The organism is Nocardiopsis chromatogenes YIM 90109, from assembly GCF_000341185.1.
GTDB lineage: Bacteria > Actinomycetota > Actinomycetes > Streptosporangiales > Streptosporangiaceae > Nocardiopsis_A > Nocardiopsis_A chromatogenes.
The window spans coordinates 1-24,907 of the sequence record NZ_ANBH01000141.1; the positions used below are offsets into that span (position 1 = coordinate 1).

General features: G+C 70.8%; 24 protein-coding genes, 2 tRNA genes and 2 pseudogenes. 23 read left to right on the forward strand and 5 right to left on the reverse strand.

The genetic code is table 11. The features are described 5' to 3' along the window. The 4 genes and pseudogenes from D476_RS33350 to D476_RS0114715 form a co-directional block, all read left to right on the forward strand. Positions 1-316 (forward strand): annotated as a pseudogene (locus tag D476_RS33350) (AfsR/SARP family transcriptional regulator); the annotation flags it as partial. Positions 317-734: 418 nt separating this feature from the next. Continuing rightward, complete coding sequence (locus D476_RS0114705; RefSeq protein ID WP_040726387.1) at positions 735-1,679, forward strand: N-acetylglucosamine kinase; 945 nt, start codon at positions 735-737, stop codon at positions 1,677-1,679. A gap of 69 nt (positions 1,680-1,748) precedes the next feature. Next, positions 1,749-1,934 (forward strand): hypothetical protein, encoded by a 186-nt coding sequence (locus D476_RS0114710; RefSeq protein ID WP_026123514.1) that lies wholly within the window; start codon positions 1,749-1,751, stop codon positions 1,932-1,934. Positions 1,935-2,139: 205 nt separating this feature from the next. After that, positions 2,140-2,212, forward strand: a tRNA-Lys gene (locus D476_RS0114715). Positions 2,213-2,251: 39 nt separating this feature from the next. Here the strand turns inward: D476_RS0114715 and D476_RS0114720 are convergent. The 3 genes and pseudogenes from D476_RS0114720 to D476_RS38510 form a co-directional block, all read right to left on the reverse strand. Then, positions 2,252-2,449: pseudogene (locus D476_RS0114720) on the reverse strand (hypothetical protein); the annotation flags it as partial. Between the two features lie 243 nt (positions 2,450-2,692). Further along, positions 2,693-3,160: an ATP-binding cassette domain-containing protein gene (locus tag D476_RS0114725; RefSeq protein WP_275041553.1), complete on the reverse strand. Its 468-nt coding sequence runs from the start codon at positions 3,158-3,160 to the stop codon at positions 2,693-2,695. After that, complete coding sequence (locus D476_RS38510; RefSeq protein WP_152529347.1) at positions 3,127-3,432, reverse strand: hypothetical protein; 306 nt, start codon at positions 3,430-3,432, stop codon at positions 3,127-3,129. Before D476_RS38510 ends, D476_RS0114725 begins: the two co-directional genes overlap by 34 nt. Positions 3,433-3,938: 506 nt before the next feature. On the opposite strand from D476_RS38510, the gene D476_RS0114735 reads away from it, so the two are divergent. Continuing rightward, the gene (locus tag D476_RS0114735) at positions 3,939-6,986 is read left to right on the forward strand and encodes an AfsR/SARP family transcriptional regulator (RefSeq protein WP_017624704.1); all 3,048 of its coding nucleotides are present in this window, start codon (positions 3,939-3,941) and stop codon (positions 6,984-6,986) included. 119 nt (positions 6,987-7,105) lie between these two features. After that, a tRNA-Lys gene (locus D476_RS0114740) sits at positions 7,106-7,178 on the forward strand. Positions 7,179-7,439: 261 nt separating this feature from the next. Here the strand turns inward: D476_RS0114740 and D476_RS0114745 are convergent. Beyond that, a complete protein-coding gene (locus D476_RS0114745) occupies positions 7,440-8,927 on the reverse strand; it encodes a tyrosine-type recombinase/integrase (protein ID WP_017624705.1) in 1,488 nt (495 codons plus the stop codon). Continuing rightward, positions 8,927-9,202 carry a helix-turn-helix domain-containing protein gene (locus tag D476_RS33355; protein ID WP_017624706.1) on the reverse strand — a complete coding sequence of 92 codons (276 nt, stop codon included), beginning with the start codon at positions 9,200-9,202 and terminating at the stop codon, positions 8,927-8,929. Before D476_RS33355 ends, D476_RS0114745 begins: the two co-directional genes overlap by 1 nt. 567 nt (positions 9,203-9,769) lie before the next feature. Between D476_RS33355 and D476_RS0114755 the strand changes: the two genes are divergently transcribed. The 17 genes from D476_RS0114755 (at position 9,770) to D476_RS0114830 (ending at position 24,904) form a co-directional block, all read left to right on the forward strand. Further along, positions 9,770-11,185 (forward strand): DUF6177 family protein, encoded by a 1,416-nt coding sequence (locus D476_RS0114755; RefSeq protein ID WP_017624707.1) that lies wholly within the window; start codon positions 9,770-9,772, stop codon positions 11,183-11,185. A gap of 244 nt (positions 11,186-11,429) precedes the next feature. Beyond that, positions 11,430-11,750, forward strand: a complete 321-nt coding sequence (locus D476_RS33360) for a cell envelope biogenesis protein TolA (RefSeq protein WP_152529348.1) — start codon at positions 11,430-11,432, stop codon at positions 11,748-11,750. Continuing rightward, complete coding sequence (locus tag D476_RS0114765) at positions 11,747-12,082, forward strand: DUF6507 family protein (RefSeq protein ID WP_017624709.1); 336 nt, start codon at positions 11,747-11,749, stop codon at positions 12,080-12,082. Before D476_RS33360 ends, D476_RS0114765 begins: the two co-directional genes overlap by 4 nt. A gap of 29 nt (positions 12,083-12,111) precedes the next feature. After that, the gene (locus D476_RS0114770) at positions 12,112-14,805 is read left to right on the forward strand and encodes a hypothetical protein (RefSeq protein ID WP_017624710.1); all 2,694 of its coding nucleotides are present in this window, start codon (positions 12,112-12,114) and stop codon (positions 14,803-14,805) included. Between the two features lie 5 nt (positions 14,806-14,810). Then, on the forward strand, positions 14,811-15,341 hold the full coding sequence (locus D476_RS37450; protein ID WP_152529349.1) for a hypothetical protein: 531 nt from the start codon (positions 14,811-14,813) through the stop codon (positions 15,339-15,341). Positions 15,342-15,949: 608 nt separating this feature from the next. Then, positions 15,950-16,249, forward strand: coding sequence for a hypothetical protein (locus tag D476_RS0114780; RefSeq protein ID WP_017624712.1), 300 nt, complete (start codon positions 15,950-15,952; stop codon positions 16,247-16,249). Positions 16,250-16,949: 700 nt separating this feature from the next. Beyond that, a complete protein-coding gene (locus D476_RS33370) occupies positions 16,950-17,768 on the forward strand; it encodes a replication-relaxation family protein (RefSeq protein WP_017624714.1) in 819 nt (272 codons plus the stop codon). A gap of 466 nt (positions 17,769-18,234) precedes the next feature. Then, a complete protein-coding gene (gene queC / locus D476_RS0114790) occupies positions 18,235-18,912 on the forward strand; it encodes a 7-cyano-7-deazaguanine synthase QueC (protein ID WP_017624715.1) in 678 nt (225 codons plus the stop codon). Positions 18,913-18,915: 3 nt separating this feature from the next. Then, on the forward strand, positions 18,916-19,293 hold the full coding sequence (locus tag D476_RS0114795; RefSeq protein ID WP_017624716.1) for a 6-pyruvoyl trahydropterin synthase family protein: 378 nt from the start codon (positions 18,916-18,918) through the stop codon (positions 19,291-19,293). Continuing rightward, on the forward strand, positions 19,290-20,003 hold the full coding sequence (locus D476_RS0114800; protein ID WP_017624717.1) for a 7-carboxy-7-deazaguanine synthase QueE: 714 nt from the start codon (positions 19,290-19,292) through the stop codon (positions 20,001-20,003). Before D476_RS0114795 ends, D476_RS0114800 begins: the two co-directional genes overlap by 4 nt. Positions 20,004-20,220: 217 nt before the next feature. After that, positions 20,221-20,658 (forward strand): formylglycine-generating enzyme family protein, encoded by a 438-nt coding sequence (locus tag D476_RS0114805; RefSeq protein WP_083939526.1) that lies wholly within the window; start codon positions 20,221-20,223, stop codon positions 20,656-20,658. Further along, entirely contained in the window at positions 20,640-21,068 is a 429-nt protein-coding gene (locus D476_RS35650; RefSeq protein WP_152529350.1) for a DUF6884 domain-containing protein, read from the forward strand. The genes D476_RS0114805 and D476_RS35650 overlap by 19 nt, the downstream gene beginning before the upstream one ends. After that, positions 21,065-21,607, forward strand: coding sequence for a phosphoribosyltransferase (locus D476_RS36385; RefSeq protein ID WP_152529351.1), 543 nt, complete (start codon positions 21,065-21,067; stop codon positions 21,605-21,607). Before D476_RS35650 ends, D476_RS36385 begins: the two co-directional genes overlap by 4 nt. Further along, positions 21,604-22,695, forward strand: a complete 1,092-nt coding sequence (locus D476_RS0114815; protein WP_017624720.1) for a glycosyltransferase — start codon at positions 21,604-21,606, stop codon at positions 22,693-22,695. The genes D476_RS36385 and D476_RS0114815 overlap by 4 nt, the downstream gene beginning before the upstream one ends. Before the next feature lie 26 nt (positions 22,696-22,721). Then, positions 22,722-23,375 carry a PIG-L deacetylase family protein gene (locus D476_RS0114820; RefSeq protein WP_017624721.1) on the forward strand — a complete coding sequence of 218 codons (654 nt, stop codon included), beginning with the start codon at positions 22,722-22,724 and terminating at the stop codon, positions 23,373-23,375. After that, positions 23,376-24,104 (forward strand): WbqC family protein, encoded by a 729-nt coding sequence (locus D476_RS0114825; RefSeq protein ID WP_017624722.1) that lies wholly within the window; start codon positions 23,376-23,378, stop codon positions 24,102-24,104. Continuing rightward, the gene (locus D476_RS0114830) at positions 24,101-24,904 is read left to right on the forward strand and encodes a reverse transcriptase domain-containing protein (RefSeq protein WP_017624723.1); all 804 of its coding nucleotides are present in this window, start codon (positions 24,101-24,103) and stop codon (positions 24,902-24,904) included. The genes D476_RS0114825 and D476_RS0114830 overlap by 4 nt, the downstream gene beginning before the upstream one ends. Positions 24,905-24,907: the final 3 nt, after the last annotated feature.

Sequence of the window (24,907 nt, forward strand, 5' to 3'; positions counted from 1 at the left end):
CCTGATGGTGCGCGACGGCGTGCAGGCGGTGGAGGTGGGCGAGCTGTCCCAGGAGGAGGCGGAGCTGCTGCTGCGCATCCGCCTCGGCGCCGAGCGGGTCGCGGCCGACCCCGGCGGGCTGCGGAGGCTGGTGGGCGCGGCCGGGCGGCTGCCGCTGCCGCTCAGCATGGCGGCGGCGTGGCTGTCCATCCACCCGGGTGCCGCCCTTGCGGAGCTGGCCACCCGGGTGGAGGGCCGCGATGAGGACGCCCCCGCGGCACGGATGGCCGCCGCGCTCGACGGCGATCCGCGTTTCCTCATCGGCGGCCGCGAGTAGGGACAGGGCCCAGAGCGCAGGGCCAAGAGCGCAGGAGGGGGAAGGCGCCTGGCGAGGACGACCGTCCCCCGTTCGCCCCGCCAGGCCCGGTGCCCTTCCCCAGTGGGGCACCGCATCCCCCCGCGAGCCGTCCGTCCTCCGGCTCGCGGGGAGCCGGACCCCTGTCCGTGTCCGGCCCGTTTCTCCTCCCCGGAGGGTGCGCGGCCGCGGGGAAGCGCCGGCCGTGAAGCCCTCCGAGGCCTCCCAATGTGCACGAGGCGGCTTTCATCGCACTGGCGGTCCGCTTTCAGGCGGGCCTCCAGGGCCATCAGCGGTTCGGAAGCGCGGCGCTCGGGCCGGGGCGCGGCGGGGTCCGGACGTCCGGAATGGCCGGAAACGGCCTGGGGGCGTGCGGGGAGTTGCGCCCTAGGCTTCCCTTATGGAACGCGATGTGGTGATCGGTGTGGACGCCGGCGGCACGTCGACCCGGTGCGTGGTCGCCGACCTGGACGGCCGCGTGCTCTCCCGGGGGAGCGCGGGCGGCGCCAACCCGTTCTCCAGCGCCGACCCGGCGGGCGCCCTTGAGGCGGCCCTCGGGCAGGCGGTCGGCGGCACGGAGGCCGGGCGGGTGGCCGCCGCGGTGTTCGGTATCGCTGGGGCTTCGGCGGCCGGGCACGCGCGCGCGTCCGAGGCCGCGGGCCGCGCCTGGCGGGCCGCGGGGCTGCCGGGCGCGCCGCGCGTCACCGACGACATCGCGGTGGCGTTCGCGGCCGGGACGCACGCGCCCGAGGGGGCGGTCCTGATCGCCGGTACCGGGGCCGTGGCGGCCCACGTGGCCGACGGCGGCGTGCGGCGGCGGTGCGACGGGTACGGGTGGCTGCTGGGGGACGAGGGGTCGGCCGTGTGGATCGCCCTGGCCGGGCTGCGGGCCGCGCTCGGGGGGATCGACGGCAGGGGAGGGGCGACCGTGCTCTCCGCACGCATGGCGGAGGCACTGGAGATCGCCCCCGGGGACCCCCAGGAGTTCATCCGCACGGTCTACGCGCGTCCGCCCGCGGAGCTCGGCGGGCTGGCCCCTGAGGTGACCGGGGCCGCACAGGAGGGGGACGCCGAGGCGGTGCGGATCTGCGGCGAGGCGGCCGGGCGGCTCCTCGACGCCCTCGGGGCGGTCCTGCCCTCCGGGCCGCCGAGTCCGGTCGTGCTCTCGGGGGCACTGCTGGGCGGCGGGCCGGTCGCCGAACGCGTGCGCGCGGGGGTCGGCGGGCGGTTCGGGAGCGCGCCCCTGGCGGCCGCCGACGGGGTGCTCGGCGCGGCGGGCCTGGCCCTCCGGGCCGCCGGGGCCCCGCCGGAAGCGCACGCCCGGCTGCTCTCGGACCGCCGATGAGGAACTCGCCGACGGATTTCACGTCCACAGGGGACCCGCTGGGGTCCGTGAGTCGCTAGGGTCGTGCGCATGTCTCAGAAGAATGAAGAGAACGTCGATCCCGCGGGCTCGACCGTGATGTTCCAGAAGTTCGTCTCCGAGAACGACGAACCGCAGGCCGCGCCGCGCCGGCCCATGACCCCCTACATCCTCGCCGGAGTGGGGGCGGTCGTGGCGGTCGCCATCATCGTCGCCGTGGTGGTGACGTGGAGCTGACCGTCCCGGCGGACCATGCACGCTGAGGCCCCCACCTTCCGTCCACCGGGGAAGGTGGGGACACCGGATGCCCGCCGCGCGCGCGGCGCGCGGCCGGGAGGCGGAGCCCCGGACACGGTGTTCCCGGACAATCCGTTCGCGGCCGCTCCGGGAGGCTGCTAACCTTGACGGCGTCGGACGGAGCCGACCAGGCGGAATCCGGCACGCGCCATTAGCTCAATTGGCAGAGCAACTGACTCTTAATCAGTGGGTTTGGGGTTCGAGTCCCTGATGGCGCACAGCACAGGCCCCGGGTGGGAAGCGGTTCGGAACCGGCTTCACCCCGGGGTCTCCTCGTTTCCAGGGCCGCCGCTCCAGGTGTGCCACAGCGCGGCGTAGGCCCCGCCCCGCGACACGAGTTCGTCGTGGGTGCCCAGTTCGACGATCCGCCCCCGCTCCATGACGGCGATGCGGTCGGCGTCGCGCGCCGTCTGGAGCCGGTGCGCGATCGCGACCACCGTGCGGCCCTCCAGCAGGTACCCCGCTCTGGGACTCGGCCGGGCACCGGGTCACCGGAGTGTGAGGTGGAGGGGTGGCGGCGACCGAGGTCGGCAACCCTTCGGGCAGTGCTGTCGATCGCGCGGGGTGTGCGTGGTCGCCGCCAAGCACACCGACCATGTACAACGCCGCACGGTCGATGGCGCTGCCGGAAGGGTTGCCGACCTGCGCCGTCGCCGCCTTCCCCCCACACCCCGGCGGCCAGTGGTCGAGCCTGGGGCTCAGGTCGGGGCCCAGACGCCCGGCCTCCCTCGGCCTCGGGGGCCAAGGCGGCCCGCACCTCCCGGAGAGGTGGACACCGGCGTGGTCAGGCCGGTGCGCGCGGCCTTGAGGCGGGTGGCCACGACCGCCTCGGTGTGGGCGTCGAGGGCGGAGGTCGGCTCGTCCGCGAGGAGCACCTCGGGCCGGGCATGGACGGCGCGGGCCAGCCGCAGGCGTTGCGCGTGGCCGCCGGAGAGCGTGCGGCCCCCCGGGGCGACCGCCGAGTCGAGCCCGTCGCCCAGCCCGTCGATGACATCGGTGGCCGCGGCGGTGTCCAACGATTCGCGGACCGCTCCGTCGTCTCCGTCGCCAGGGGCGGTCCGGCCCGCGACGACGGCGCGGACGGGGCCGGGGAACAGGGCGGCGACGGCGCCGCCTCCCGGCCCGGTGACGGTCAGGGTCTGCGCGATGACCTGCACGTCGGACATGCCGATCGCGGACATCTCCCCGGCGGTGGTCCGCCGGGGAGCGTCGTGCCCAGGAGCATGGAGTGGTGCACCGCGGTGCGGACGGTGCGCAGGGAGGCGTCCATCCGGATCTTGGACATCGTCCGGTGGCGCAGGGTCGCGAGGGCGGCGGTGAGCAGTCCGGCGCCGGACAGGGCGGACACCCACAGCAGGGAGCGGCCGCCGTCGCCAGCGGCCAGCCCGTCGTCGATCGCCCGGGAGAGCAGGTAGGGCGGGAGGGCCAGGCCCGGCATCCAGGCGGTGCCGATGACGGCCCCGAGCGCGACCCGGCCCTTCTGGCGGGCCGCCAGCCAGACAAGGTACCGGGCGGGCGTCGGGGGTGGTGGGGGAGGGGCGCGCGCACGATCACCGTACGGTGGGGCGCCGTGTGCGGCTCTGGGCCCCTGGAGAGCCACCGTCGACGGCGGGGACCGCGCCCCCGCGGCGGCCTCGCCGCCGGCGGCGTCCGAACGGCGGATGAAGCAGCGGGTGAAGCGGCGGCGGCCGCTCCCCGCGAACGGGGAGCGGCCGCCGGACGTCTCCTGGTCCTCCCCAGCCGGGGCTCGCGCCGCCGGCTGCCGTCCTGGGCGGATCAGGAACGCGCACCCTCGCCTGCCTCGCGCGCGGGTGGTGCCGCTACATCCACGGCCCATCCTCCCCTCCCGCGATTGTGGTCCGGTTGGACTACGGTTGGATCCCCCGCGCCACCCTGGACGCGGGAGCGATCGGCGGGCGACGGGCCCGCCGGGGAAGGGAGCGCATGCGGTTCTCCATACTGGGGCCGCTCCGGGTCCGCGACGGCGACGGGCGCGAGGTGCGGCTGTCGCCCAAGCTCGCCGGGATCGTCGCCGCGCTGCTGTGCGCGCGCGGGGCGCCGGTGGCCGACGAGCGGCTCATCGACGTCCTCTGGGAGGGCGATCCGCCGCGCTCCGCCCAGAAGAGCCTCCAGGTGTACGTGCACCACCTCCGGCAGGCGCTGGGCGGGCCGTCGACCGTCGCGCGGGGCCCGGGGGGCTACAGCATCGAGCGCTCGGACGGCGACCTCGACGCCGACCGCTTCGCAGACCTGGTCGACCAGGGCCGCCGCGCGCTGGGCGAGGGCGGCGCCGAGCCCGCCGCGGCCCTGTTCCGCGAGGCGCTCGGCCTGTGGCAGGGCCCGGCCCTCTCCGGCATCGACACCCTGCCCGTGGTGCGCGACGAGGCCGCCCGCCTCAACGAGCTGCGCTGGACCTGCACCGAGGAGCTGATGGGCGCCGAGCTGGACCGGGGCCGCCACGCCGAGGTGGTCGCCGAGCTCACCGCCCTGGTCTACGAGCACCCCTTCCGCGAGCGCCTGCGGGCCTGGCTCATGCTGGCGCTGCACCGCTCCGGGCGGTCCGCCGAGGCGCTGGAGGTGTACCGGGCCGGGCGCGGGCTGCTGGTCGAGCAGCTCGGCACCGAGCCCGGCCGGGAGCTGCGCGAACTGGAGCAGGGCGTCCTGCGGGACGACCCGTCCCTGGCGGCGCCCGCGCCGGGCCGGTCGGCCGCGCGCCCGGCCTCCGGCGCCTCGGCCGCGCTCCCCCTGCCCCTCCCCGCCCAGCTCCCGCCGGACCTGCCCGACTTCACCGGCCGCGAACACGCGCTGGAGCGCATCCACGCCCACCTGGCCGACGCCGAACCGGTCCCGGTGGTGGCGGTGTCCGGCATGGGCGGGGTCGGCAAGACGGCGCTCGCCCTGCGCGCCGCGCACGCCCTGGCCGACGACCACCCGGACGGGCGGCTCTACGTCGACCTGCGCGGGGCCGAGGCCGAGCCCCTCGACCCGGCGCAGGCGCTGTCCAACCTCCTGCACGCCCTGGGTGTGGACGGGGCGGGCGTCCCCGACTCCCTCGACGCGCGCTCGGCCCTGTTCCGCAGCATGGTGGCGGGGCGCAAGGTGCTGCTGGTGCTCGACGGCGCCGCGAGCGAGGCCCAGGTGCGGCCGCTGCTGCCGGGCGCCCCCGGGGCCACCGTCCTGGTGACCGGCCGCCCCCGGCTGACCGGCCTCGACGGGGCGCTCCTGGTGGACCTGGAGGTGTTCACCCCGGAGCAGGCGGTGGACCTGCTGGGACGCATCGCCGGTCGGGAACGGGTCGGGCGCGAGCCCGCCGCCGCCGAGCGGATCGCCGAGCTGTGCGGGTACGCCCCCCTCGCGGTGCGCATCGCCGGGGCCCGCCTGGCGGGGCGCCCCGAGTGGCGGTTGGACCGCATGGTGCGCCTGCTGGAGGACGAGCGCCGCCGACTGGACGAGCTGGCCGCGGGGGACAGGGCGGTGCGGGCGAGCCTCGCGCTGAGCCACCGCGCGCTGGGGGAGGGCGCCAAGCGGGCCTTCCGACTGCTGGGGGCGCTGGAGGTGCCCGACTTCCCGGAGTGGGCGGTGGCCGCCCTCATGGCCGTGCCGACCGACAAGGCGCAGGGGTACATCGAGCAGCTCGTCGACGCCCGCCTGCTGAGCATCGCCGAAGGGCCCTGCGGCGCGCTGCGCTACCGGATGCACGACCTCATCCGGCTGTACGCGCGGGAGCTGGGCGAGTCCGACGAGCCCGAGCAGGAGCGGCGCGAGGCGCTCAGGCGGGCGTTCGGCGGGTGGCTGTGGCTGGCAGAGCAGGCGACCGAGTACATCCCCGGGCCCTGCTACGCCACCCTGCACGGCCAGGCGCTGCGGTGGCCGCTCCCGGCGCAGGAGGCCTCCGAGGCGCTGGCCGAGCCGATGCTGTGGTTCGACGCCGAATGGCAGGCCATGGCGGCGGCGGTGCAGCAGGCGGGCGCGCTGGGCATGCACGAGGCCGCCTGGGACCTGGCCGGGTGCCTGGAGAAGTACTTCGACGTGCGGGGGCGGTTCGACGACTGGCGGCGCACCCACGAGAGCGCGATCAGCGCGTGCCGGGCGGCCGGGGACCGTCTCGGCGAGGCGGTGCTGCGGCGCGGGCTGGCCGACCTGACGACCTGGGCGTCGCCGCAGGGGCCGGGTGAGGCCATGTCGGGCATGCGCTCGGAGGCCCAGAGCGTGTTGGAGATGTTCCGCGACCTGGGGGAGACGCGCGGGGTGGCCGACGCCCTGGTGATGCGCACCTGGGGGCAGGTGTCCCGGGGGGAGGCGAGCGCCGCGCACGTGTCGGCGGAGGAGGCGCTGCGGATCGCGGAGGAGGCCGACTACCTCGGCGGCCGGGCGCGGGCGTACCACGTGATGGCGATCGCGGCCTACGAGGACGGGCGCATGGAGGACGCCGTCGCCTGCCTGGAGAAGGCGCTGGAGCTGGCGCGGCTGCTGGGCAACTCGCGGTTCGAGGCCACGGCGATGCAGTTCCTCGGGGCGGCGCAGGCCCTGTCGGGCCGGGTGGAGACCGGCCGGTACCACCTGGTGCGCTCGCTGGACATGGCGCGGGCGATGGGGGACCGGTACGCCGAGGTGTTCTCGCTGATGTACCTGACGCGGCTGTACATCGCCCTGGGCGACCCGGAGGCGCTGCCGACGGTGGACAAGGCGATCGCGCTGAGCCGCCGCCACGGGATCAACCACCACTTGGCGGACTCGCTGGGCCTGGCGGGGGAGATCCACCTGGCGGCGGGCCGGACGGGCGAGGCGATCGCGGCACTGGAGGAGTCGGTGCGCCTGTGGCGGACGCGCGGGTGGTCGTCCTTCCTGGCGGGGGTGCTGGAGACGCTGGCGGGGGCGTACGAGGCCGACGGCCACCACGCGGCGGCCGACCGGGCCCGCCGGGAGGCCGAGGAACTCCAGATCCCCGCGCAGGGGGCACAGGGCGCACAGGGCGCACAGGAGGCCTTCTGAGGGGGCCTGCTTCCCCGACTGTGACCTGTACGGCAGCGGGGATGGTCGGGACACCCTGGAAAGTCCGGTAAAGTTGAACCCGTCGCGAGCGAGCCCCCCAGGGGCATCGGAAGCGGCACGCGCCATTAGCTCAATTGGCAGAGCAGCTGACTCTTAATCAGCGGGTTTGGGGTTCGAGTCCCTGATGGCGCACAAGAGAAACCCCAGGTCGGAACCGCTTCAACGCAGGTTCCGCCCTGGGGTTTCGTCGCGTTGTCGGCTCCTGGCGTGCTCCGATGTCGGCGCCGTGCTCAACGCCCAGGCCAGGGCCCTGGAGTGTGCCGCCGCCCGCAGGGCCCGTAGGCCCCTGAGCGGCCCCGCTGGGCCCACACCGCCCCGTCCCGTCCCGGGGCCCTGTCAGGCCCGCTGGGGCCCGCCAGGGCGGCCCTGCGCCCCCTGTCGGGCCCCAGCGGGCTACCGGGAGTTCGCTGTGGTCGTTTTGCGGTTTTTGAGCGGGATCATGGCGGCGGTGGCCTCTGCGGCCTCCCGGGCGACCTCGGGGAAGACGGTCTGGTAGGTGTCCTGGGTGAAGTAGGTGGTGGAGTGGCCGAGTTCGGCTGAGACCACCTTGACGTCGACCCCGGCGGCCAGGCTGTTGGAGGCGGCGCCGTGGCGCAGCCCGTGCAGCCCGATGGGCGGGAGCCCGGCCTCGTGGCCGATGCGCTGGAACAGGTCGGTGACCCAGGCCGGGTGCAGGGGCGAGCCGTCGGGGTGGGTGAACACCATCTGCGAGTCGGTCCATGCCTTCCCGGCTTTGAGGTGTTCGCGGCCCTGGTGCGCGCGCCAGGCCTTGAGGACGTCGACGGTCGTGGCGTCAAGGGTGATGGTGCGCCGTCCCGATTCGCTCTTGGGAGTGGTGGTCAGGGTCTGCCAGCCGAGCTGGACGACCTGGGAGCGGATGTCGATCTGCCCGTCGGCCAGCCGGACGGCGTCCCATTGAAGCCCGACGGCTTCGCCGCGGCGCAGGCCCTTCATCGCGACCAGGTGGAACAGCGCATACAGGCGGTCCCGGCCCGCGCGGTCGAGGAAGTCGGCGGCCTGCTCGGGCGTCCAGACCATCACGGGCGAGGGCACTTCCCCTGTGGCGTTGTAGCGGGCGACTCGGTCGGGCGTCCAGACCATGGGCTTGACGCGCGGGCACGAGGGCAGTTGCAGGTGGGATGCGGCGTTGACCTGGACGGGCAGGTCGGGGCGGGCGATCGCGGCGGTCAGGGCCGAGCGCAGGGTGGCGCGGATGCGGTGCTTGGAGGACAGGGACACGGTCCGCTGGCCGCGCACCGAGGCCCGCACCTTCGGGTCGTCGGATTCGCGGCAGGCGCGGATGTGGGTGTTGTGCTCCTCGATCGCTTCGAACATGGCCTGCAGGTGGCCGACCTGGAGCTTGTCCAGGCGCACTCGCCCCAGGTGCGGGGTGAGGTAGTTGGTGATGTGGCCGCTGTAGGAGCGGCGGGTGGCCGGGGCCAGGCGGGTCTTGGTCTCGAGCCACTCGGTGAGCCATTCGGCGACGGTAGGCACCTCCACCCGCAGCGCCGCCCCGGCGGTGGTGCGCTGCTTGACCTCCTCGGTGGTGGGTAGGTGCTTGCGGGTCTTGAGGGTGTGGCAGATCAGGTTGGCGATCTGCACGGCGGTGTGCTCGTCGTCTTCGGCCAGGGTGAGCAGGGCCTTGGTGTGGTCGAGCTGTTCGAGGGCCTCCTCCCGGCCGGGCAGGCCGATGCGGCGGGCCTGCCTGCGGGCGCCTTTGTCGGTGCGGGGCAGTTCGAGCTGGAAGCCCCAGGCGCCGTGGGCCGAGCTCCAGGCGCCCCCGGGGCGCTTGAGGCGCGGGCAGGCGGCGCCCAGGAGTTTGCCGGTGGTGGTGTTGCGGCAGCCGCAGCGTTTGAAGATCGAGCCTTCGGTTCGGGCCATTACTGGTCCTGTTCGTGGTCGGTGGCGGGCGAACCGTGGGCGCAGGGGCCGGGCGGCGGGTAGGCGATGCCGAGCAGGTGGCAGATGCCGCTGGTGGGGATGCGCCACTTCTTTCCGGCGCGGAAGGCCGGGGCCGGGAAGGTCCCGGTTTCCAGGAGCCGGTAGGCGGTGGTGCGTCCGATGCCCAGCAGGCGTCCTGCGGTGGCCGCATCGAGCACGGCCGGCAGGTGCCGGGCGTGCTCGGCGGTCAGGCCGCCGGTGGGGTGTTCGGTCATGCTGGTCCCCCTTTCGTGCTGGTCCGGCCCGGGTGTGCGCGTGGTTCGCGGTCCCGCGTGGTGCGGGACCGGGCCCATGGGCGCTCGCCTTGGGGCCGGAGGGCAAGCGGAGTGGGGGAGGTGGCCAGCTGTTCGGGCGAAGAACCTCGAAGTACGCCTGGTGGGTGTGCGGGTTCGCGGTGTTCTGTCCGACATGGCTGGCCTGTCCCCGTGGTGGTCCGCTCGCCGTTCGTGCGCTTTCACCTGGGCTATAGAGCCGCGCGGGCGGGGGAGTTGGACACCGCAGCCTCGAAAGAGGGGCGTCAGAGACCTGCGAACGCGTGGGCGCTGGGAGCGGCGTGCGCGAGGAGATCCCCGGGTGCGCATGTGTTGGAGTCTGTGGCGAAGCGCCTTCTGCGGTGGGGTCGTCGCCAGCTGCTCTCTGCGATCGTCCTAGTGCGGTCCCAGGGGCGGGATTCGCATTCACCGGTATGGTGACGTTTCGGTTTTTCTCGTCAACGAAGAGTGACCCGCCTCGGGGCATGTCCCGGGTCTGCCTACGCCCCTCCCCCCCTCTAAGGAGAGCCGTTGAGCTATGACGTGGTAGCCCTAGTCGCCGGGAAGCCCGACGAGCGGGCGATCGCCGATGCCCTCGACGACGTGGACCCCGGCCTGTGGCTGTACCGGCACGGTGACACCGCTGTCCTGCAGATCCGCGACGGCGACGGTCGCCTCCTGGCCACGCTCGAACCCGGCCAGCATGTGGAGCACGCGGACGCGGTCGTGGGCCTGCTCGGAGAAGAGGTCGTGGCCGGTCTGCCGGAGCCTTTCTGGTGGGTGGAGACACGCGCCCGCCCCGATGCGCTGGGCCGGGACGTCGCGCACGGGTTCGCCGACGGGCTCGCACTGCGGCTCGGCGGAGCGGTGTGGACATCGGGGCTGGCTGATTTCGGTCTGTGGGAGGAGCCGGAGCACCCGGCGGTGGAGCGCACCGCGGAGAGGGCGCTCCTGGTCGCGCAGGACCGGGAAGTGGTGCCGTTCTCGTCCTGGCTCAGCGACGCGGTCGCCACCCACCGGGGCGAGAAGATGATCCAAGTGCTCACCCCGCCCACCGCGCGGCTCACATATGCGATGCGCACCTTCGCGGCCGGCCCACTGGGACGCTGGGTGGTTCAGGGGCACGACGGCGGGTGCTTCGACGGCCTCACCGGCCTGCCCGTGTACTGGGATGACGAGTACGGCTTCCGCTCGGCCGAGGAACCTGTCGGGCTCGCGTGGGCGGCGAAGAACCCGGAAGCCGAGCCTGTGCCGGGGTTCCTTGCGGGTTTCGCTGAGGAGGCCGGGACGCAGTTGGTGATGGAGGCCTCCGTGCTCCACTCCGACCCGTTCGCCGCGGAGCCGGGCCGAGCCGTGGAGATCATCGCTGAGCATGTGGCGGAGTCCCCGCCTGTGTCGTGGGGGCCGCACGAGCCCGCCCTCATGGCCTGGGACCGCGAGCGGATGGGCGGGTTCGTCCGTGAACGCGCGCCCAAGCCCTCGATCCTGTACCTGTCCGGTCCTCTGGGTAAGGGCAGCCCGTTCTCCGGTCAGATCCACGTGGTCCGCCGCGGAAGCAGGGTCTTGGAGCGGGTGTCGGTGGCCATCGGCTACGCGGGCGAGGACGCAGTGCCCTTCGAGGCGCTGCCCGGCTTGGTGGAGGCTCTGGCGGCGGAAGGCGGGCTGGAGGCGTTGCGGGTTCGGCGTCTTCCCGGTCGCAGTGACGTGACCTATGTGCCGGTGTGGGCCGGGCCCGCGGTCCCGGTTGGGTTGGCGCTCGGGCCCGAGCGCCTGCGGCGGATCGGAGCCGACCGCGCCCAAGCGGGGCCGATCCCGGGCACGCTCCTCGGCCACGGCGGAGACCAGGCCGTCTGGTATCCGGTGATGGCCGAGGCGCAGGCGCCGCTGCGGGCGCTGGATCTGCTGCGCAGGCAGAGCGACTTCCTGGCCGCGGCGTCGGCGAGGTGAGATGGCCGGTTCCGGCCCGCGAGGGCTGAACTTTTCCGGCACCGAAACATGGCGCGTACCACTGCCGTTGCCCTGGTCTGTGGTTTCCGCTCGTCACTCCCGGCGCGTGGGCCATGGGGCCGCATGCGGTCGGGCCAGTCGGCGAACCGAAACCATTCGCGAAATGTCACCCCCTATGCGCATGCTGCTACAACTGCCCCGCGAACATGTGCGGAGTGGACGAAACGATCGGGAGGTGCCGCCGGTGAAGTTCGAGTGGGTCGATCCTCCAGGGGAGACCGCCGACGCGGAGCCCCGGCCTGCTGTACCCGCCGGTGACGAGGTGGCGGAAGAGGGTCGGTTCGGTGAGGGGGCACCGGGCGAGCCCGCGGCCCGACCCGTGGGCGAGCGCATGGCCACGACCCTCGACGGTGTACGCGCCTCGTTGCACCTGCTCGCGGCCCGGGCCGCCGAGCAGTGCGTGGCCGAGGCAGGCCGCCTGGCCGATGCCGGCACGCCGGTCGCCGCCGAGGCGGTCTTCCGCCCCGACCGCTTCTCCGCCGCCCCGAGAGGGGAGCGCCGGTGAGCCGGTGGAACATCGACGTCTACGGCGTCTCGGTGGTCCTGACCAATGTCGGGGACAAGCTCGGTGTCGAGGGCGGAGGGCTCTCCTCCACCATCGACTCGGCGTCAGATGGCATCGAGACGGCGTTGAACAACGCCAAGAGCCCGCCGGTGGAGGCCGCCCTGGGCGGCTTCTTCGACCACTTCACCGGCGAGACCGACGCCATGTTCATCCGCAGCATGTCCTGCATCCAGGGCGCGAGCGACGCCACCCTCGCCTACAACCAGGGCCAGGAGGAGATGGCGGCCCAGGCCCAGCAACAGGCGGGAAGCGGCGAAAACCTCGACCTGTGACCTGACCCTCCCCCCACGGAAGGCCCCTGGTGAGTTTCGAACCCACCCAGCCCCAGAGCGGCGTGGATCCGAACATGTACACGCTCATCGATCCCGACGCCATCCCCTACCCCCTGACCGATGTGGAGTCGCTGGCCTCCGCGGCCGAAACGCTGCGCACCAAGGGGCAGGACCTGCTCGACGGGGCCGAGGACCTGCGCTCGACCTGGAAGGGCTTGGACGCCCACTACGAGGCGCCGGAGAGCGAAACGCTCTTTTCCAAGATGGACCCGGTGGCGAGTCGGGGCGAGGACCTCCAGAGCGACCTGTCCACCGTCGCCGACGCGCTTGAAGAGCTGGCCGATGCCGCCAGGACCGCGCGCCGCTCACTCAACAACCTGCGGATCGATGCCCAGGGGCTGTGGAACCGAAACCACGACAACGCCTTCTGGTGGCTGACCAAGGACGAGCAGACCGACGAGTGGGCACTGGCGGAGAACATCCGTATCAAGGACGCGGTCAACAGCGCCTGGTCCACCTTCAACCAGGCCGAGAACGACTGCGCCAACAAGATCTCGGCGATCTACGGCGGCCCCACCTTCGTCTCCCCCGGTGAAGGCGGCGGAAAGAACGAGATCGTCTACGGGCTGGCCCCGGACGCCGGCGAGCGGGACCTGTCCCTGGAGCACGCCCTGAGCTTCGAGGGCGTCAACAGCACGTTCAACGACGTGACCGCCTGGGCGGGAAGCTACTTCGACCCCTCCGAGGTGGAGTGGGGCAACGACGCCGGGCAGGCGCTCTGGGACGTGGTGGTCACCGACGCCGTGTGGGGCTCGGTGGTGGGACTGTACTCCAAGCTGGGGTTCTGGCACCCCACCAGCGGGTGGCGGTTCGACCCTTCGGGGCGCTGGGCGAACTTCAAGGCCGCGTGGAAGGACGCGGGGCTGGGCGCAGCCGCCCTGGTCGGTATCTACGACGAGCACGGATGGCTGACGGACCCCGGCGAGGGCGGCCGCCAGGGGTGGGATGCCGGGTGGGACCGGTGGCTCGACAACCTGGAGGCCAGCAAGAACGAGATCGTGGAGAGCCACACCGCGTGGTCCACTCGCGAGGACGGCACCAGTTACTCCAACACCACAATGCTCGCCAGCGGGCTGATGCTGACCGGGGGGCTGCCTCTCAAGGCAGCCAAGATCGTACTCGGAACGGGTGTGGAAGCCCCGAACGGCAGACACTCCTCCGACTCCCCCGACTCCGAGGAGAGCGAGTCCGACAAGTCCACCGCGCACGGGGGACCGGGGACCAACGGGTGGCCCAGCAGCCCGCTGCCGCAACGCTCCGAGGGCAGCACTTCGATCACCGAGCGGTTCCAGCACCCGCTCACCGTGCTGCGCGAGTCGATGCTGGACCCCAACCGGCTCCGCCCCGCCCCCTCCGGGCGGCCGGACACTCCTTCTCCGACGCCTGCGCCCGAGTCCGGCGGCGGCCGACCCTCTCCGCAGCAGGGCGGCACCCAGGACTCCCCGGAGGGCGGAACACAGCCCACCCGCCCGGGCGGCGAGGAGCCCAAGGGGAGCCCGGACACGGGCACCACCGAAGCCCCGGGCCGCCCTGGAGGGAAGTCCGGTACGCCCGGCCCGTCCACGCCCACGGCGGGCGAGTCCCCGCGTGTTGAGGGGAACGACCAGGACAAGAAGCCTGACCAGCACCGCGACGAGGACCAGGAACCGGCAGGCAAGCCGACCGAGGAGCCGAAGAGCCCCGAACCCGCCGCCGCAGGAGGCGGAAGCGGCGGATCCGACGAGCCCCCGAAGAACCGCACGACCACCGGAGGCGGCGACGAAGACGGACCGGAGGAGCCGTCACAAGGAGGCGAAGGACATGAGGGGGCGATTGGCAAGCGAGACGAAGGCGGAGGGCGAAACCAGGAAGGCAGTGGAGACCAGGCGAGTGATAAAGAAGCAGCAGAAGAAGAAAGGCAGCGCAAGCTCGAACGCCGGGCCGATAAGGCCGACGAGATACTCAGGAAAGCTGGGCTGTCGGATGCCGAAATTGAGAACCTTAGGGGAGGGTACCCGAGGACGAGCAACGCATGGATGCGGGCTGTAACGGCCCTCGATGAGGGGATGCCGAACAAGGCGAGAAAAATTTTCGACCCACCTGCGATCAAATTTGCGGCAGAGGGCGCCGAAAATCCTAAAGAGTTTGCCTATAAATACCAGTATGCTCGTGGTGTCTATTTGCAGGAGAAGGCTCGCCTGTCCGACGAGGGCGTCGGTAATATCGCGGCGAATGCAGCCCGTGCAACGGTGGATATCGACCTCAAGGCGGAGTTTGAGGCGGACGTGCGTGAGGTGGAGAATCTTGACCTGGGCGGAGCCGAGGTTGATCCTGGTGTCACCGGCCGATCGCGGGATGAGGACATTCGAAGCCAAGCAGATAGTATCCCAATGCAACATGAGTACTCGTCGGCATACCACGCGCGAAAGCACTATCAAGAACTTGTCCCTGGCGAGCAGACCGGAAATCCTGTTCGCGACTACTTCCGGAGCGCACAGGAGACTGTCAGGGAGGGAGAGCTCGTTCAGCAAACGACATTTGACAGCGGTGCGGAACGCAGGGTGTATGAACGAGAAGTCTATGATTCCGATGGTGAAAAACGTCGAATCATGGGAGTAGTGCTTATTGTTGCCCCGGACGGTAAAATTCAGATGAATACATACAATGCAGGAAATATGAGGTGAGTTGGATGGGGGATGGAGGTAAAAACGCGGTGTCGGAGTCGGCTGATCGAGTCATATGGCTCTTGGATAAGGGGGCGTCCTCGGGGTTCTCGTCGCTCGACTGGCGCTATAGTCCTCTGGAAGAGATCATGCAGATCCGGGAGTCGGGAGGACTAACGGGGGAGCAGTACGAAGAATTTCGGCGCCAGGTTAATTCACTAGTCACGAAAGGGCAAAACCCTGTCCTATTGAGGAGATATATACTGGAATGTTCAAATCTATTCGAAGAGGCGCCATCAAACGGGGCTTGGTGGGCATGCTGGAAAAGAAGTGCAATTCAATTCTTTAATGATGAATATATTTCTCTCGATAGTGTACTTCCCGGGCTCGCTGAAGGTGATCTAGCCGACATCGATGATGTGATTGAGGACATCATGGATCTGTCTCCACTGCTCGACTCTGCGGATATACCGGACTGGGTGCCAGCGTCGCATTCCTGGTGGTGGCGTCTATCTGACGGCGGAGCTTACATTCCGGATCTCATCGAAGGGGGCTAGAAATCGGTACCCCGGACCCCTCGATTACCTCTCGAGAGTGACCATGTCCCTTACGCCAGGCCGGGACCTCGGGCGGGAGGGAGGTAGCGTCGTCTGGTACGTGACCGCTCATCGTCCTTCCCTCCTCCCCGGCTCAGACGCGCATCAGTCGAGGCGGCCTCGGATGAGCCGCCCGGACAGTGTGTGGCCAAAGCTTACAGGTAGAGACGAAGCTTGCAGCAGATATTCTGATAACCCCCCTTACCGGAAATCGCAAGTGGTGTACATGGGTTCGCCATGACCAGCCACCACATGAGGCTGGTCGCTGTGCCTCCGTATGCTGCTCCCCGCCATGTCCATGCAGGTCCGTCTCCTCATCGAGGTTCTCGAGGTACTCCTCCGCCTGGTCTTGAAGGTTCTCGTCGAGGTGCGGGTCCATCGGTGGTGATCGCGCCGCGCACGGCGGCACCGGGCCACGGGAGGGGCGTCCATGCCGACCACCACCGCCACCGAGACCGTTCAGGGCACACTGGGCCGCTGGGGCTGGTGCGACCCCGCCCGCGCGGATCGACTGGCCCCGCGAGGGCGTTCGGCAGCCGCCGACACCCCACCGCGGCGCCCCTGCAGGGGTGCCCGCGCCCCGGGCAGGCCACCAGCCCCAGGACGGGTACCAGGGCGCTGCTGCGGCGCAGGCGCTGTTCGCGGCCGTGCAGGCGGCGGGGGTCCACCGGGTGTTCGGGTCGGCGGACGCGCGGGTGTCGGTGGTCTCGCTGCCGGGTGGAATCACCGTGTGGGTGCGCGGCGGCGCGTTCTTCTGGCGCGGCGCCGACGGCGCCCAGCGCACCCACTGGTGGGCGGATGCGCAGGGAGCGGCCCGGCGGCTGGTGGACGAGCTGGCCGCCCTGCTGCGGGCACCCACGGCGGCCTGACGCCCCGCGTTCCGAGCGGCGGTGCGGAATTTTCCGCGGTCCACGCAGTGATGGCGCCGTGAACACCCCGGAGTGTGACGGGACGGGCAGACGCCCGCGTCTTCGGAGGGGGTGATCTGCCGGTCAGACCATACTCACGGCGTCATCGCGGCGCGCAGTGCCCCCCACTTGGGAGCCCCGCTCCGTCACTTCGCGCCGGACGGCGGTCGCGCCGCCGGATGCTGGCCGAGCCCGCCCCCGCAGACACCGAGACTGAACCTGCTGACGAGGGGGCCGAGGCGGCCGGCAGCGCGAACGAAGTCCTGCAGCGCGCCGTCGCCCTCGGAGTGCTTACCCCGGCCGGCCGAGCTGATCGGCACCACCCGCCTTGAGGGGACCCCGCTGCGCGGGATCGCCAACCGGTCCGGTGAGGGGTACTGGGCGCTGGCCAAGCGGCGGTCGCGGGCCGAGGAGCGCCTGGCCGCCGCGGTCCGCGGCGGCGAACTCGACCCCGACGCCGCCCTTGAGGGGCGGCCGCGTGGCCTGGTGGTGGATTCGGTTTCGCCGGTGGTGTCCAAGGCGGGCTGGGCGCTGGCTCTTTAACGGGGTAGTTCGGGCGCACACACCCGGGGGTGCGGGGAGCCCGCCTCTCCGCACCCCTCCCGGGGGCGCCAGGCCTACTGCGAGTGGCCGAGCCGACTGAGGAGCCGAACGGAGACCAATGAAAGCCGACACACACGAGGACGCCCAGCGTCACGCCGAGCTCGCCCTCCTGCTGTCCGACCGGGACCGCGACGTCATCCGCGCCATTGGCAAGCACCGCGTCATGACCACCCACCACCTGCACGCCCTGTTCTTCGCCAACGTGGACACCACCCGCACCCGGCGGCGCCTGAAAGTCCTGTACGACAGCGGCCTGCTCCAGCGCTTCCGCCCGTCCCTGCGCAAGGGAACCGCCCCCTGGCATTGGGTGCTCTCCCCCGAGGGCGAGCGCCTCCTGGACGACATGACCGGCGCCCGGCGCCCCTACGGCGCCATGACACCGGCCATCCGTCTGGCGCACTCGCAGCGCCTGGGACACTTCCTCGGGATTTCCGAGACCTACGTCGCCTTCGCGACCGCCGGACGCGCCCTGCCCGGTGAAGGCCTGAGGGGGTGGCGCAACGAGGCCGAGTGCGCCGAAAAATGGGATCGGCGCATCTTTCCGGACGCCTGGCTGCTCTGGGCCCAGGACGGCACCGACCTCGGCGCGTTTATTGAGTACGACAACGGCACCGAGGTTTTGTACAGCGTCGCCAAGAAGCTGCGCCGGTACAGCGACATAGCCGCCGTGTACGGCGAAACCTGCTTTGTCCTGTTCATCGTCCCCGCGCCGGGGCGAGAGGAGGCGTTGGCCCAAACGCTGGACCTCCATATGAAAGAGCGCGTTCAGGCGCTGCTGACCACCACCGGGCTGCTCGCTCACCCTGGCCCTGCTGCCGCCATCTGGCGAACTGCGCAAGACCACTACCGCATGCCCTTGTCCGCCGCCGAGACTTGAGCACGCGGGGTGCCACCTCCCATGGGGGCCAGTACCAACCGTGCCCTCACCGCACGACAGTCTCCGGACGTTATCCGGGGGCGTGTGGTCTCTGTCCGCTGGCTTCCAGAGCCGGTCGTCGACGACGTCGCGGACGAAGGGCGAGCAGGCTTCGGCGGGGAACTACAGGTGTCCCCGTCCGAGGTTCTGCGAGTCGCGGACAACCGAGCCTTCGGGTGTCGGCGAGCTCCCTACACGTGTTGCCCGACCCACGGTAGCTACTGGACTTTGCCCAGGTAAGCATGCGCGATGCGTCGTCCATGCCTCTCGGGTGCATCACGGATGCTCTGGGCTCACGTCTCACGAGCGGCTTGACTCCCAGAAGGTCGCCGCGGGCCCCCTACCCGGTGCTCGGCGACTCGGCCCCTTGCCTGAGCCGCGGCCCCTGCCGCGGACCCCGGCTTCGTGATCGACCTGGGAGGACGGGTTGCCCCCTCGAATCGTCGTCGCCGCATCCGGCGGCCTGGACAGCACGGTACTCGCCTACGACCTGGTGAACGCAGGCCATGACACCGTGCTGATCTCCTTCGACTACGGACAGCGCCACCGCCGCGAGCTGCACGCCGCCGGCCACATCGCCGACGAGCTGAAGGCTGAACACGAGATCGTCGACCTACGTGGCCTTTCTCGGCTCTTCGCCGGATCAGCGCTGACCGACTCCGCCGTCGAAGTCCCCGCACGCCCCTACACACCCCAGTCTCTGCGAACGACCGTCGTTCCGGCGCGCAACGCGATCCTGCTCAGCGTTGCTGCCGGTGCCGCCGCCTCGCGGGGGATCGGGGAAGTCGCCTTCGCCGCTCACGGCGGCGACCACCCCACGTACCCCGACTGCCGTCCGGCCTTCGTCGAGGCCATGGACCACGCGGTCCGTTCTGCGACCGAAGGCGTCGGCGACGTCCGGATCTCCGCGCCCTTCGTCGGGTGGAACAAGGCGCGCATCGTCGAGCGTGGGCACCGCCTCGGAGTGCCGTTCGCGCTCACGTGGTCGTGCTACCGCGGCTTGGAGCGGCACTGCGGGGTGTGCTCCACCTGTCTTGAACGCCGAGGGGCCTTCGCCGAAGCGGGAGTCATCGATCCCACGGTCTACGGCGAAGGGAGGGGGTGAGCCGTGGCAACCACGATCGGCAAGACCTTCACATTCGCCGCCGCCCACTACCTCTCGAATCTGCCACCAGGCCACAAGTGCGCCCGCCTTCACGGCCACACGTACACCGTCACCGTGGAACTCACGGCCGACGACCTCATCGAGCCCGGCTTCGTCACCGACTTCGGCGACCTCGCACCGTTCTACGAGTACCTGAAGGTGCACCTGGACCACCGCCTCCTCAATGACGTCCTCGATCAGGAGCCCACCTGCGAACTGATCGCCCGCCACTTGGCTGACTGGTTCCAACGGCATGTCGAAGCCCAGATCCCCGGCCGCCTCCATGCACTCGCCGTCGCGGAGTCGCCCACGAGCTGGGCCCGGTGGGAGGTCCGGCGATGAACCTGCTCTTGCATCCGGCATTCGACGAACCGGACCTGCGCATCAGTGAGGTATTCGGGCCGACACTCCAAGGCGAGGGGCCCAGCTGCGGCCAGCGGGCCCTCTTCATCCGCCTCGCCGACTGCAACCTCGCGTGCGACTGGTGCGATACCCCCTACTCCTGGCGTTGGAGCGACCACGACCGCGCCGAGGAAACCCACCTGTCCGGGGGCGATCCGCTGCTCGCCCGCATCCGCGCCGAACAGCCGGCACTGGTCGTGATCACCGGAGGGGAACCACTGCTCCAGCAGTTCGCCGTCGAACCGTTCGTCGGCACGCTCACCGAGGAGCAGATCCCCGTCGAGATCGAGACCAACGGCACGCGGATCCCAGGCCCCCTGCTGGGCGGCGCGCGATTCAACGTCTCACCCAAGCTCGCGAACTCCGGGATGAAGCGCGAGCGCAGGATCGTCCCGAAGGCTCTGCGTGTGCTGAACCGCACCGGGCGGGCCGTCTTCAAGTTCGTGGTCGAGGCCCCTGAGGAGCTGGACGAAGTCGAAGCCCTCACCGACGAGTTCGACCTCCACCCGGTGTGGATCATGCCCCAGGCCGCGAACCGCGAGGAACTGCTCACCCGCCAGGCTGAAATCGCCGACGAGGTCATTGCGCGCGGCTGGAACCTCTCCACCCGGATGCAGACCCTGCTCTGGGGAGGCGAACGTGGCCGCTGACACCAGGCCTGGGCAGGGCCGTCTTTTCCCCTCCGCCGAACCGCGCGTGTTGGGGAGCGGTGAGCCGCGAAGAGGAAGCGTTCCTACTGCCCAGGTACTCCCGAGCCTATCCCGGATGTGCCGCCCCGTCCGCTGGATCAGAGTTCCGGGTCCGGACCATGACGACTTCGGCGACTTGTGGTGGGCCGCGACTCCCTTGCTGGCCGTACCGCGCCGCATGCAGCACGAGCGACCGCTCACCTGGATCGACCACCACCAGGCGGCCCGCGCCGCTGAGGATGTCGGGGGCCGCATCCCGACCGGTGCCGAGTGGGAATGGATGGCCGGGGGCGGCCATCGGCGCTACCCATGGGGCGATGCCGATCCCGACGAACACCGGGCGAACCTGCGGGGCGCGGCGGGGATGCCGACCCCGCCGTGGGACCGTCGGCTCGGTGCGACTCCCGAGGGCTTGCTGGACGTCGCAGGCAATGTCTGGGAATGGACGTCCACCACTGTCCCTGGTGACGGCGCCCAGATCCGCGGGGGCTCCTACAACTCCATCCCCTTGTACGCCACCTGCACCTTCGTCGCCGAGGCCCCGAGAACCCTCAAGTCGCGGGGGATCGGCGTCCGGCCCGTGAGGGAGGTGCCGCCGTGCCGGTGGCAGGACTGATCATCGTCGGATGCTCCCGTAGAAAGAAGCCGTACGCCGCCCCCGCACTCGACCTCTACGAGGGCTGGTGCGTACCCCGGCTGCGCCAAGCGATCGCGCCCCATCAACGGAACCGCGTCCTCGTAATGTCCGCACGCCACGGCCTCCTCCAGGCCGACGAACAGGTTGACCCCTACGACCAGGCCATGACGCCCGAGAGGGCCCAACGGCTGCGCCCTCACACGTTCTTCGCTCTGGCCGAGCTCCACCGGAACCTTCGCGTCAGCGAAGCGCTGCTGCTCCTCCCGGAGCTGTATGTGGCGGCGCTCGACGCCTCCAAGGTCGCCCCGGTCGTCCACACCGTCAGCGACCCGGTAGAGGAGTGGTCCAGAGCCGAAGCGATCCTCAACTATTGGGGGTGGTCGCCATGACGGCCACCGAACGCGCCTTCAACGACGGCCATCTGTGGACGCTGGACTTCGCCACAGCACTGGAAGGGGCACGGCTCCTCGCCGACGCCCCCGAAGTACGCCACGCCGACCTTGTCCTAGCGGTGGCACGGGGAGGTCTCTGGCCGGCCGCAACGATCGCGGCCCGACTGCGCCTTCCCCTCGTCTCCGTGCAGGCCATGCACAACCCGTCGGACGCAGTGCGGGTCCAGGCCGAGAACGTGGTTAAGGTGTCGCCGTTCTCAGGCTTCGCCGACGTCCCTCAGCAAGGCGTCATCGTCGACGACATCTGCGGCACCGGGTCCACGCTTGAGGCGGTCCGTGCAGTTCTTCCGCCTCCACTGAACCAAGCGCCTGCCGTCACTCTGTGCCGCAACACCGCCGCCCGGCTCAGCCCGGAGGCGTGGGTGTGGGACGTGTCCGACTGGGTCTGCTTCCCCTGGGAGACCCCTCCTTCGACCCATGAACCGACCCGTCCGCTGCCACTCCCAGAACAAGGACGTATCCGGAGGCGTCGATGAACATCGCATTCGTACTCCTGACCTACGGCATCGACGAGCCCGCGGGGATCGAATACAGCGTCGACGCACTTGCGGAAGGGTGCCGCCGCCTCGGCCATGAAGCGTTTATCCTCACCTCCGCCACTTCCCAGGGTCGCCGTAGCGATCTCGTACGGCTCAGCACAGTCCACCTCCCGCGTCCCGCGACCGAGGAGGACCTGATGAAGGAGCTGAAGGACCCGGCGCCGGTCTGCCGCGAGGTCGAGCGGATACTCACTGACCTGCGCGTCGATGCCGTGTGCTGGGCGGACGCGAGTTGGGGACTCGGCTATCTCGCCCCAGCGCCTCCCGGAATCAGCACGGTTCTGCGATTCGGCGTGCTCCGCACGGACCCGCTCATGCAACGGGCGCTCGGACACGGACCGGACGCCGTCTTCACCTGCTCCCCTTACCTCACCCGGTCAGCGACCGACGCCGGACTGGACACCACGGCCTGGCGCTCGATCCCCGATCCGCTGCGCCGGACCCCGGATCCCGTCCCTCCCGACCGGCGGGAACACCTCAGGAAGAGCGCGCCGGTCCGCATCGCGGTCCGCGCCGAACCGCACAAGGGCATCGAGGAGTTCATCGATGCGTGCCCCAGCAACTGGTCGCGCCCGGTCGAGATCGCACTCGCAGCGGCGGCCTTCGAGTACTGGCCCGGCATGCAGCAAGAGGTCATCGACGAATGCCGACGCCGGGCTGAGACCAGCCGAACGGTGCGCATCCTCCCCGCCCTGCCCTGGGACCGGGTCGGGGACTTCTTCGCAGGCGCCGCCGTGACGGTGAACTGCTCGACCGCCCCTGAGACGTTCGGGATCGCCGCCGCTCAGTCCCTCGCGGTCGGTACCCCCGTCGTCCACTACGCGCTGGGGCATCTACCGTCCCTCGTCGGAGAAGGCGGGCCTTCCATCGATCCAGCAGCCGGTCCGCACCGGATCTGGGAGGAGATCGACGCCCTCCTTGCCGACGCTGAGCGCTATCACCGTGCGGCCGGGCGGGCACCGCTCCGCATCGCCGACCTGACGCCTGAAGAGTGCGCGGCACGCTTCCTCTCCCTGATCAGCTGACTCCCGCCCCGTGAAGGAGTTGCGCCATGCCCGTATTCGGCATGCCCGAAGGCGGAACCGCTCTGGTCATCGCCCCTCACCCCGACGACGAGACCCTTGGTGCCGGCGGAACCCTCGCGCGCCTGGCTCGTGAGGGGATCAAGGTCTGCATCCTGGTCCTCGGCATCCCTGAGGACGATGTCGACGTGCGGACGAAGGAGTTCGACGCGGCCTGTCGCACGCTCGGGGTCGCCGAGGCCCTTATGGCGAGCCAAGTTCCGTCCCGCCCGTATGACCTGGTGGGCTTCCTAGAAGCCGGAACCCCTCTCGGTCTGGACGCGCTGCGGCCCGATCTGCTCCTCATCCCGGCCGCAGAAGGCCACCACCACGATCACCGAATCACCCACCACGCCGCCTTGGCTGCCGCTCGTCCCCGTCCCCGGGGTTTCCCGCGTGCCGTACTGGGGTTCCGCGGGCCGGACGACTACTGGCCCGAGGCAGGCGAACCTGCGCGCGTGAGCGTCGACATCAGCGCCCACCAGGCCACCAAGATGTCGGCCCTGACCTGCTACGCGAGCCAGTTGCGCGAGCCGCCCCACCCGCGCAGCCTGCTGAAGATCAGCGACCTGGACTCGGCTATGGGTGCCCGCGCCGGGACTGCGGCCGCCGAACAGTTCATCGCCTACCGGATGGTGGTCTGAGTGCCCGCCCAGCAGCGCACCCTCGTCGCACACCAGCCCGCTTACCTGCCTTGGGGAGGCTATTTCTCCCGCCTCCTGGACGCCGAGGAACTGGTCCTGCTCGACCACGTCCAGTTCGTTCCACGGAGCCCGCAGTGCCGCAACCACGTTCGCGCGCCCCGAGGCGGTCCGCTCCGGTTGAGCGTGCCCGTCGTCCAGCGCTTCGGACAGCGCATCGAACACGTCCGCATCGCCGACGAGCCCTGGGCGGCCCGGCACTGGCGCTCATTACAGGCCAGCTACCGGCGCGCCCCGTACTGGGACTCCTACGCCGAGCGGCTCCACCACATCTACCACCGCCGCTGGGAGCGCCTTGCGGAGCTCGACATCGCGGTGACCCGGCTGATCACAGACGCGCTCGGCCTGGACATCGGGTTCGTGCGCTCTTCGGCGCTCGCCCCAGCCGGGACCCGCACCGAGATGCTGATCGACCTGGCGCGAATCAGAGGGGCGGACCGGATCCGAGTCGGGCCCAGCGGGCCGGGTTACCTCGACCGTGAACTCCTCGTCGACGCCGGGATCGGCGTCGAAGTCGCCCACTTCGACCCGCCTGCATACGACCAGGGCCCGGGAGCGTTCACCCCGGGACTCTCAGCGTTGGACCTGATCATGTGGGCAGGGCTGAAGGCGAAGGACATCCTCGCCGGTGCCGGATCCATCGCCCCGCTGAAGGCGGTGCTCAGAGCATGATCCGGGCCGCTCACAGCATGATGCCGCTCCTCACCGACCCGGCAAGGCTGAAACGCGCCGCGCGGGCCTGTATGCGCCGGTCCGGCGGCCCCGGCATCGACGGTGTCACCTGGGCCGACTACCGCCGCGCCTTCGACGATCGGCTGAAGGCGCTGGCTCAACGGCTTGCAGACGGCACCTGGCGGCCGTCCCCGGTGCGCTTCGTGTCCTGGCCCTCTTGGGGGAAGGAGCTGCACATCGGCGTGCCCACCGTTGAAGACCGGATCGTGCACCGCGCTCTGCGCAACGCCCTCGAACCCCTGCTCGACACGGCGGCGTACCCGCCCTGGCTCTTCGGGTGGCGGCCTCGGCGCGGACGAACGGAAGCCGTCGCCGCGGCGGCTCGACACCTCTACACCGGTGCACCGTGGGTCGCCGACCTCGACATCGCACAAGCGACCGCCGGTGCGGCCACCGAAGAGCTCATCGACATCCTGGCGGCATATGTCCACGACGGCAGCTTCCTCGCACGGCTCCGCGAGGTTCTCGACGGACTGCCGTCACCGCTGTATCCGGGAAGCGGACTCAGCCCTCGCCTGACCAACGTGCGGCTGCTCCCCGTGGACCACGCCCCTGAGCTCAAGGAACGACGAACCGTCAGACTCACCGACAACTACGCGGTGTTCGCCGCGTCCCGCCGGGAGGCGGAAGCGGCCATGAAGGATCTCGTCTCCCTCCTGGCGGCACGCGGCCTGGCTCCAAATCCACAGAAGACGAAGGTGTGGAAGCCCAACCCCGAAGACCTCTTCCTCGCAGGTTAGGAG

Coding starts and splice junctions, on each gene's coding strand:
- D476_RS0114800 (WP_017624717.1), top strand. CDS start 19,290: ATGAACCTGCTCTTGCATCCGGCATTCGACGAACCGGACCTGCGCATC.
- D476_RS0114735 (WP_017624704.1), top strand. CDS start 3,939: ATGCGGTTCTCCATACTGGGGCCGCTCCGGGTCCGCGACGGCGACGGG.
- D476_RS37450 (WP_152529349.1), top strand. CDS start 14,811: ATGGGGGATGGAGGTAAAAACGCGGTGTCGGAGTCGGCTGATCGAGTC.
- D476_RS0114745 (WP_017624705.1), bottom strand. CDS start 8,927: ATGGCCCGAACCGAAGGCTCGATCTTCAAACGCTGCGGCTGCCGCAAC.
- D476_RS33355 (WP_017624706.1), bottom strand. CDS start 9,202: ATGACCGAACACCCCACCGGCGGCCTGACCGCCGAGCACGCCCGGCAC.
- D476_RS36385 (WP_152529351.1), top strand. CDS start 21,065: ATGACGGCCACCGAACGCGCCTTCAACGACGGCCATCTGTGGACGCTG.
- D476_RS0114705 (WP_040726387.1), top strand. CDS start 735: ATGGAACGCGATGTGGTGATCGGTGTGGACGCCGGCGGCACGTCGACC.
- D476_RS0114820 (WP_017624721.1), top strand. CDS start 22,722: ATGCCCGTATTCGGCATGCCCGAAGGCGGAACCGCTCTGGTCATCGCC.
- D476_RS0114830 (WP_017624723.1), top strand. CDS start 24,101: ATGATCCGGGCCGCTCACAGCATGATGCCGCTCCTCACCGACCCGGCA.
- D476_RS33370 (WP_017624714.1), top strand. CDS start 16,950: ATGAAAGCCGACACACACGAGGACGCCCAGCGTCACGCCGAGCTCGCC.
- D476_RS0114710 (WP_026123514.1), top strand. CDS start 1,749: ATGTCTCAGAAGAATGAAGAGAACGTCGATCCCGCGGGCTCGACCGTG.
- D476_RS38510 (WP_152529347.1), bottom strand. CDS start 3,432: ATGCCGGGCCTGGCCCTCCCGCCCTACCTGCTCTCCCGGGCGATCGAC.
- D476_RS0114815 (WP_017624720.1), top strand. CDS start 21,604: ATGAACATCGCATTCGTACTCCTGACCTACGGCATCGACGAGCCCGCG.
- D476_RS0114805 (WP_083939526.1), top strand. CDS start 20,221: ATGCAGCACGAGCGACCGCTCACCTGGATCGACCACCACCAGGCGGCC.
- D476_RS0114725 (WP_275041553.1), bottom strand. CDS start 3,160: ATGTCCGACGTGCAGGTCATCGCGCAGACCCTGACCGTCACCGGGCCG.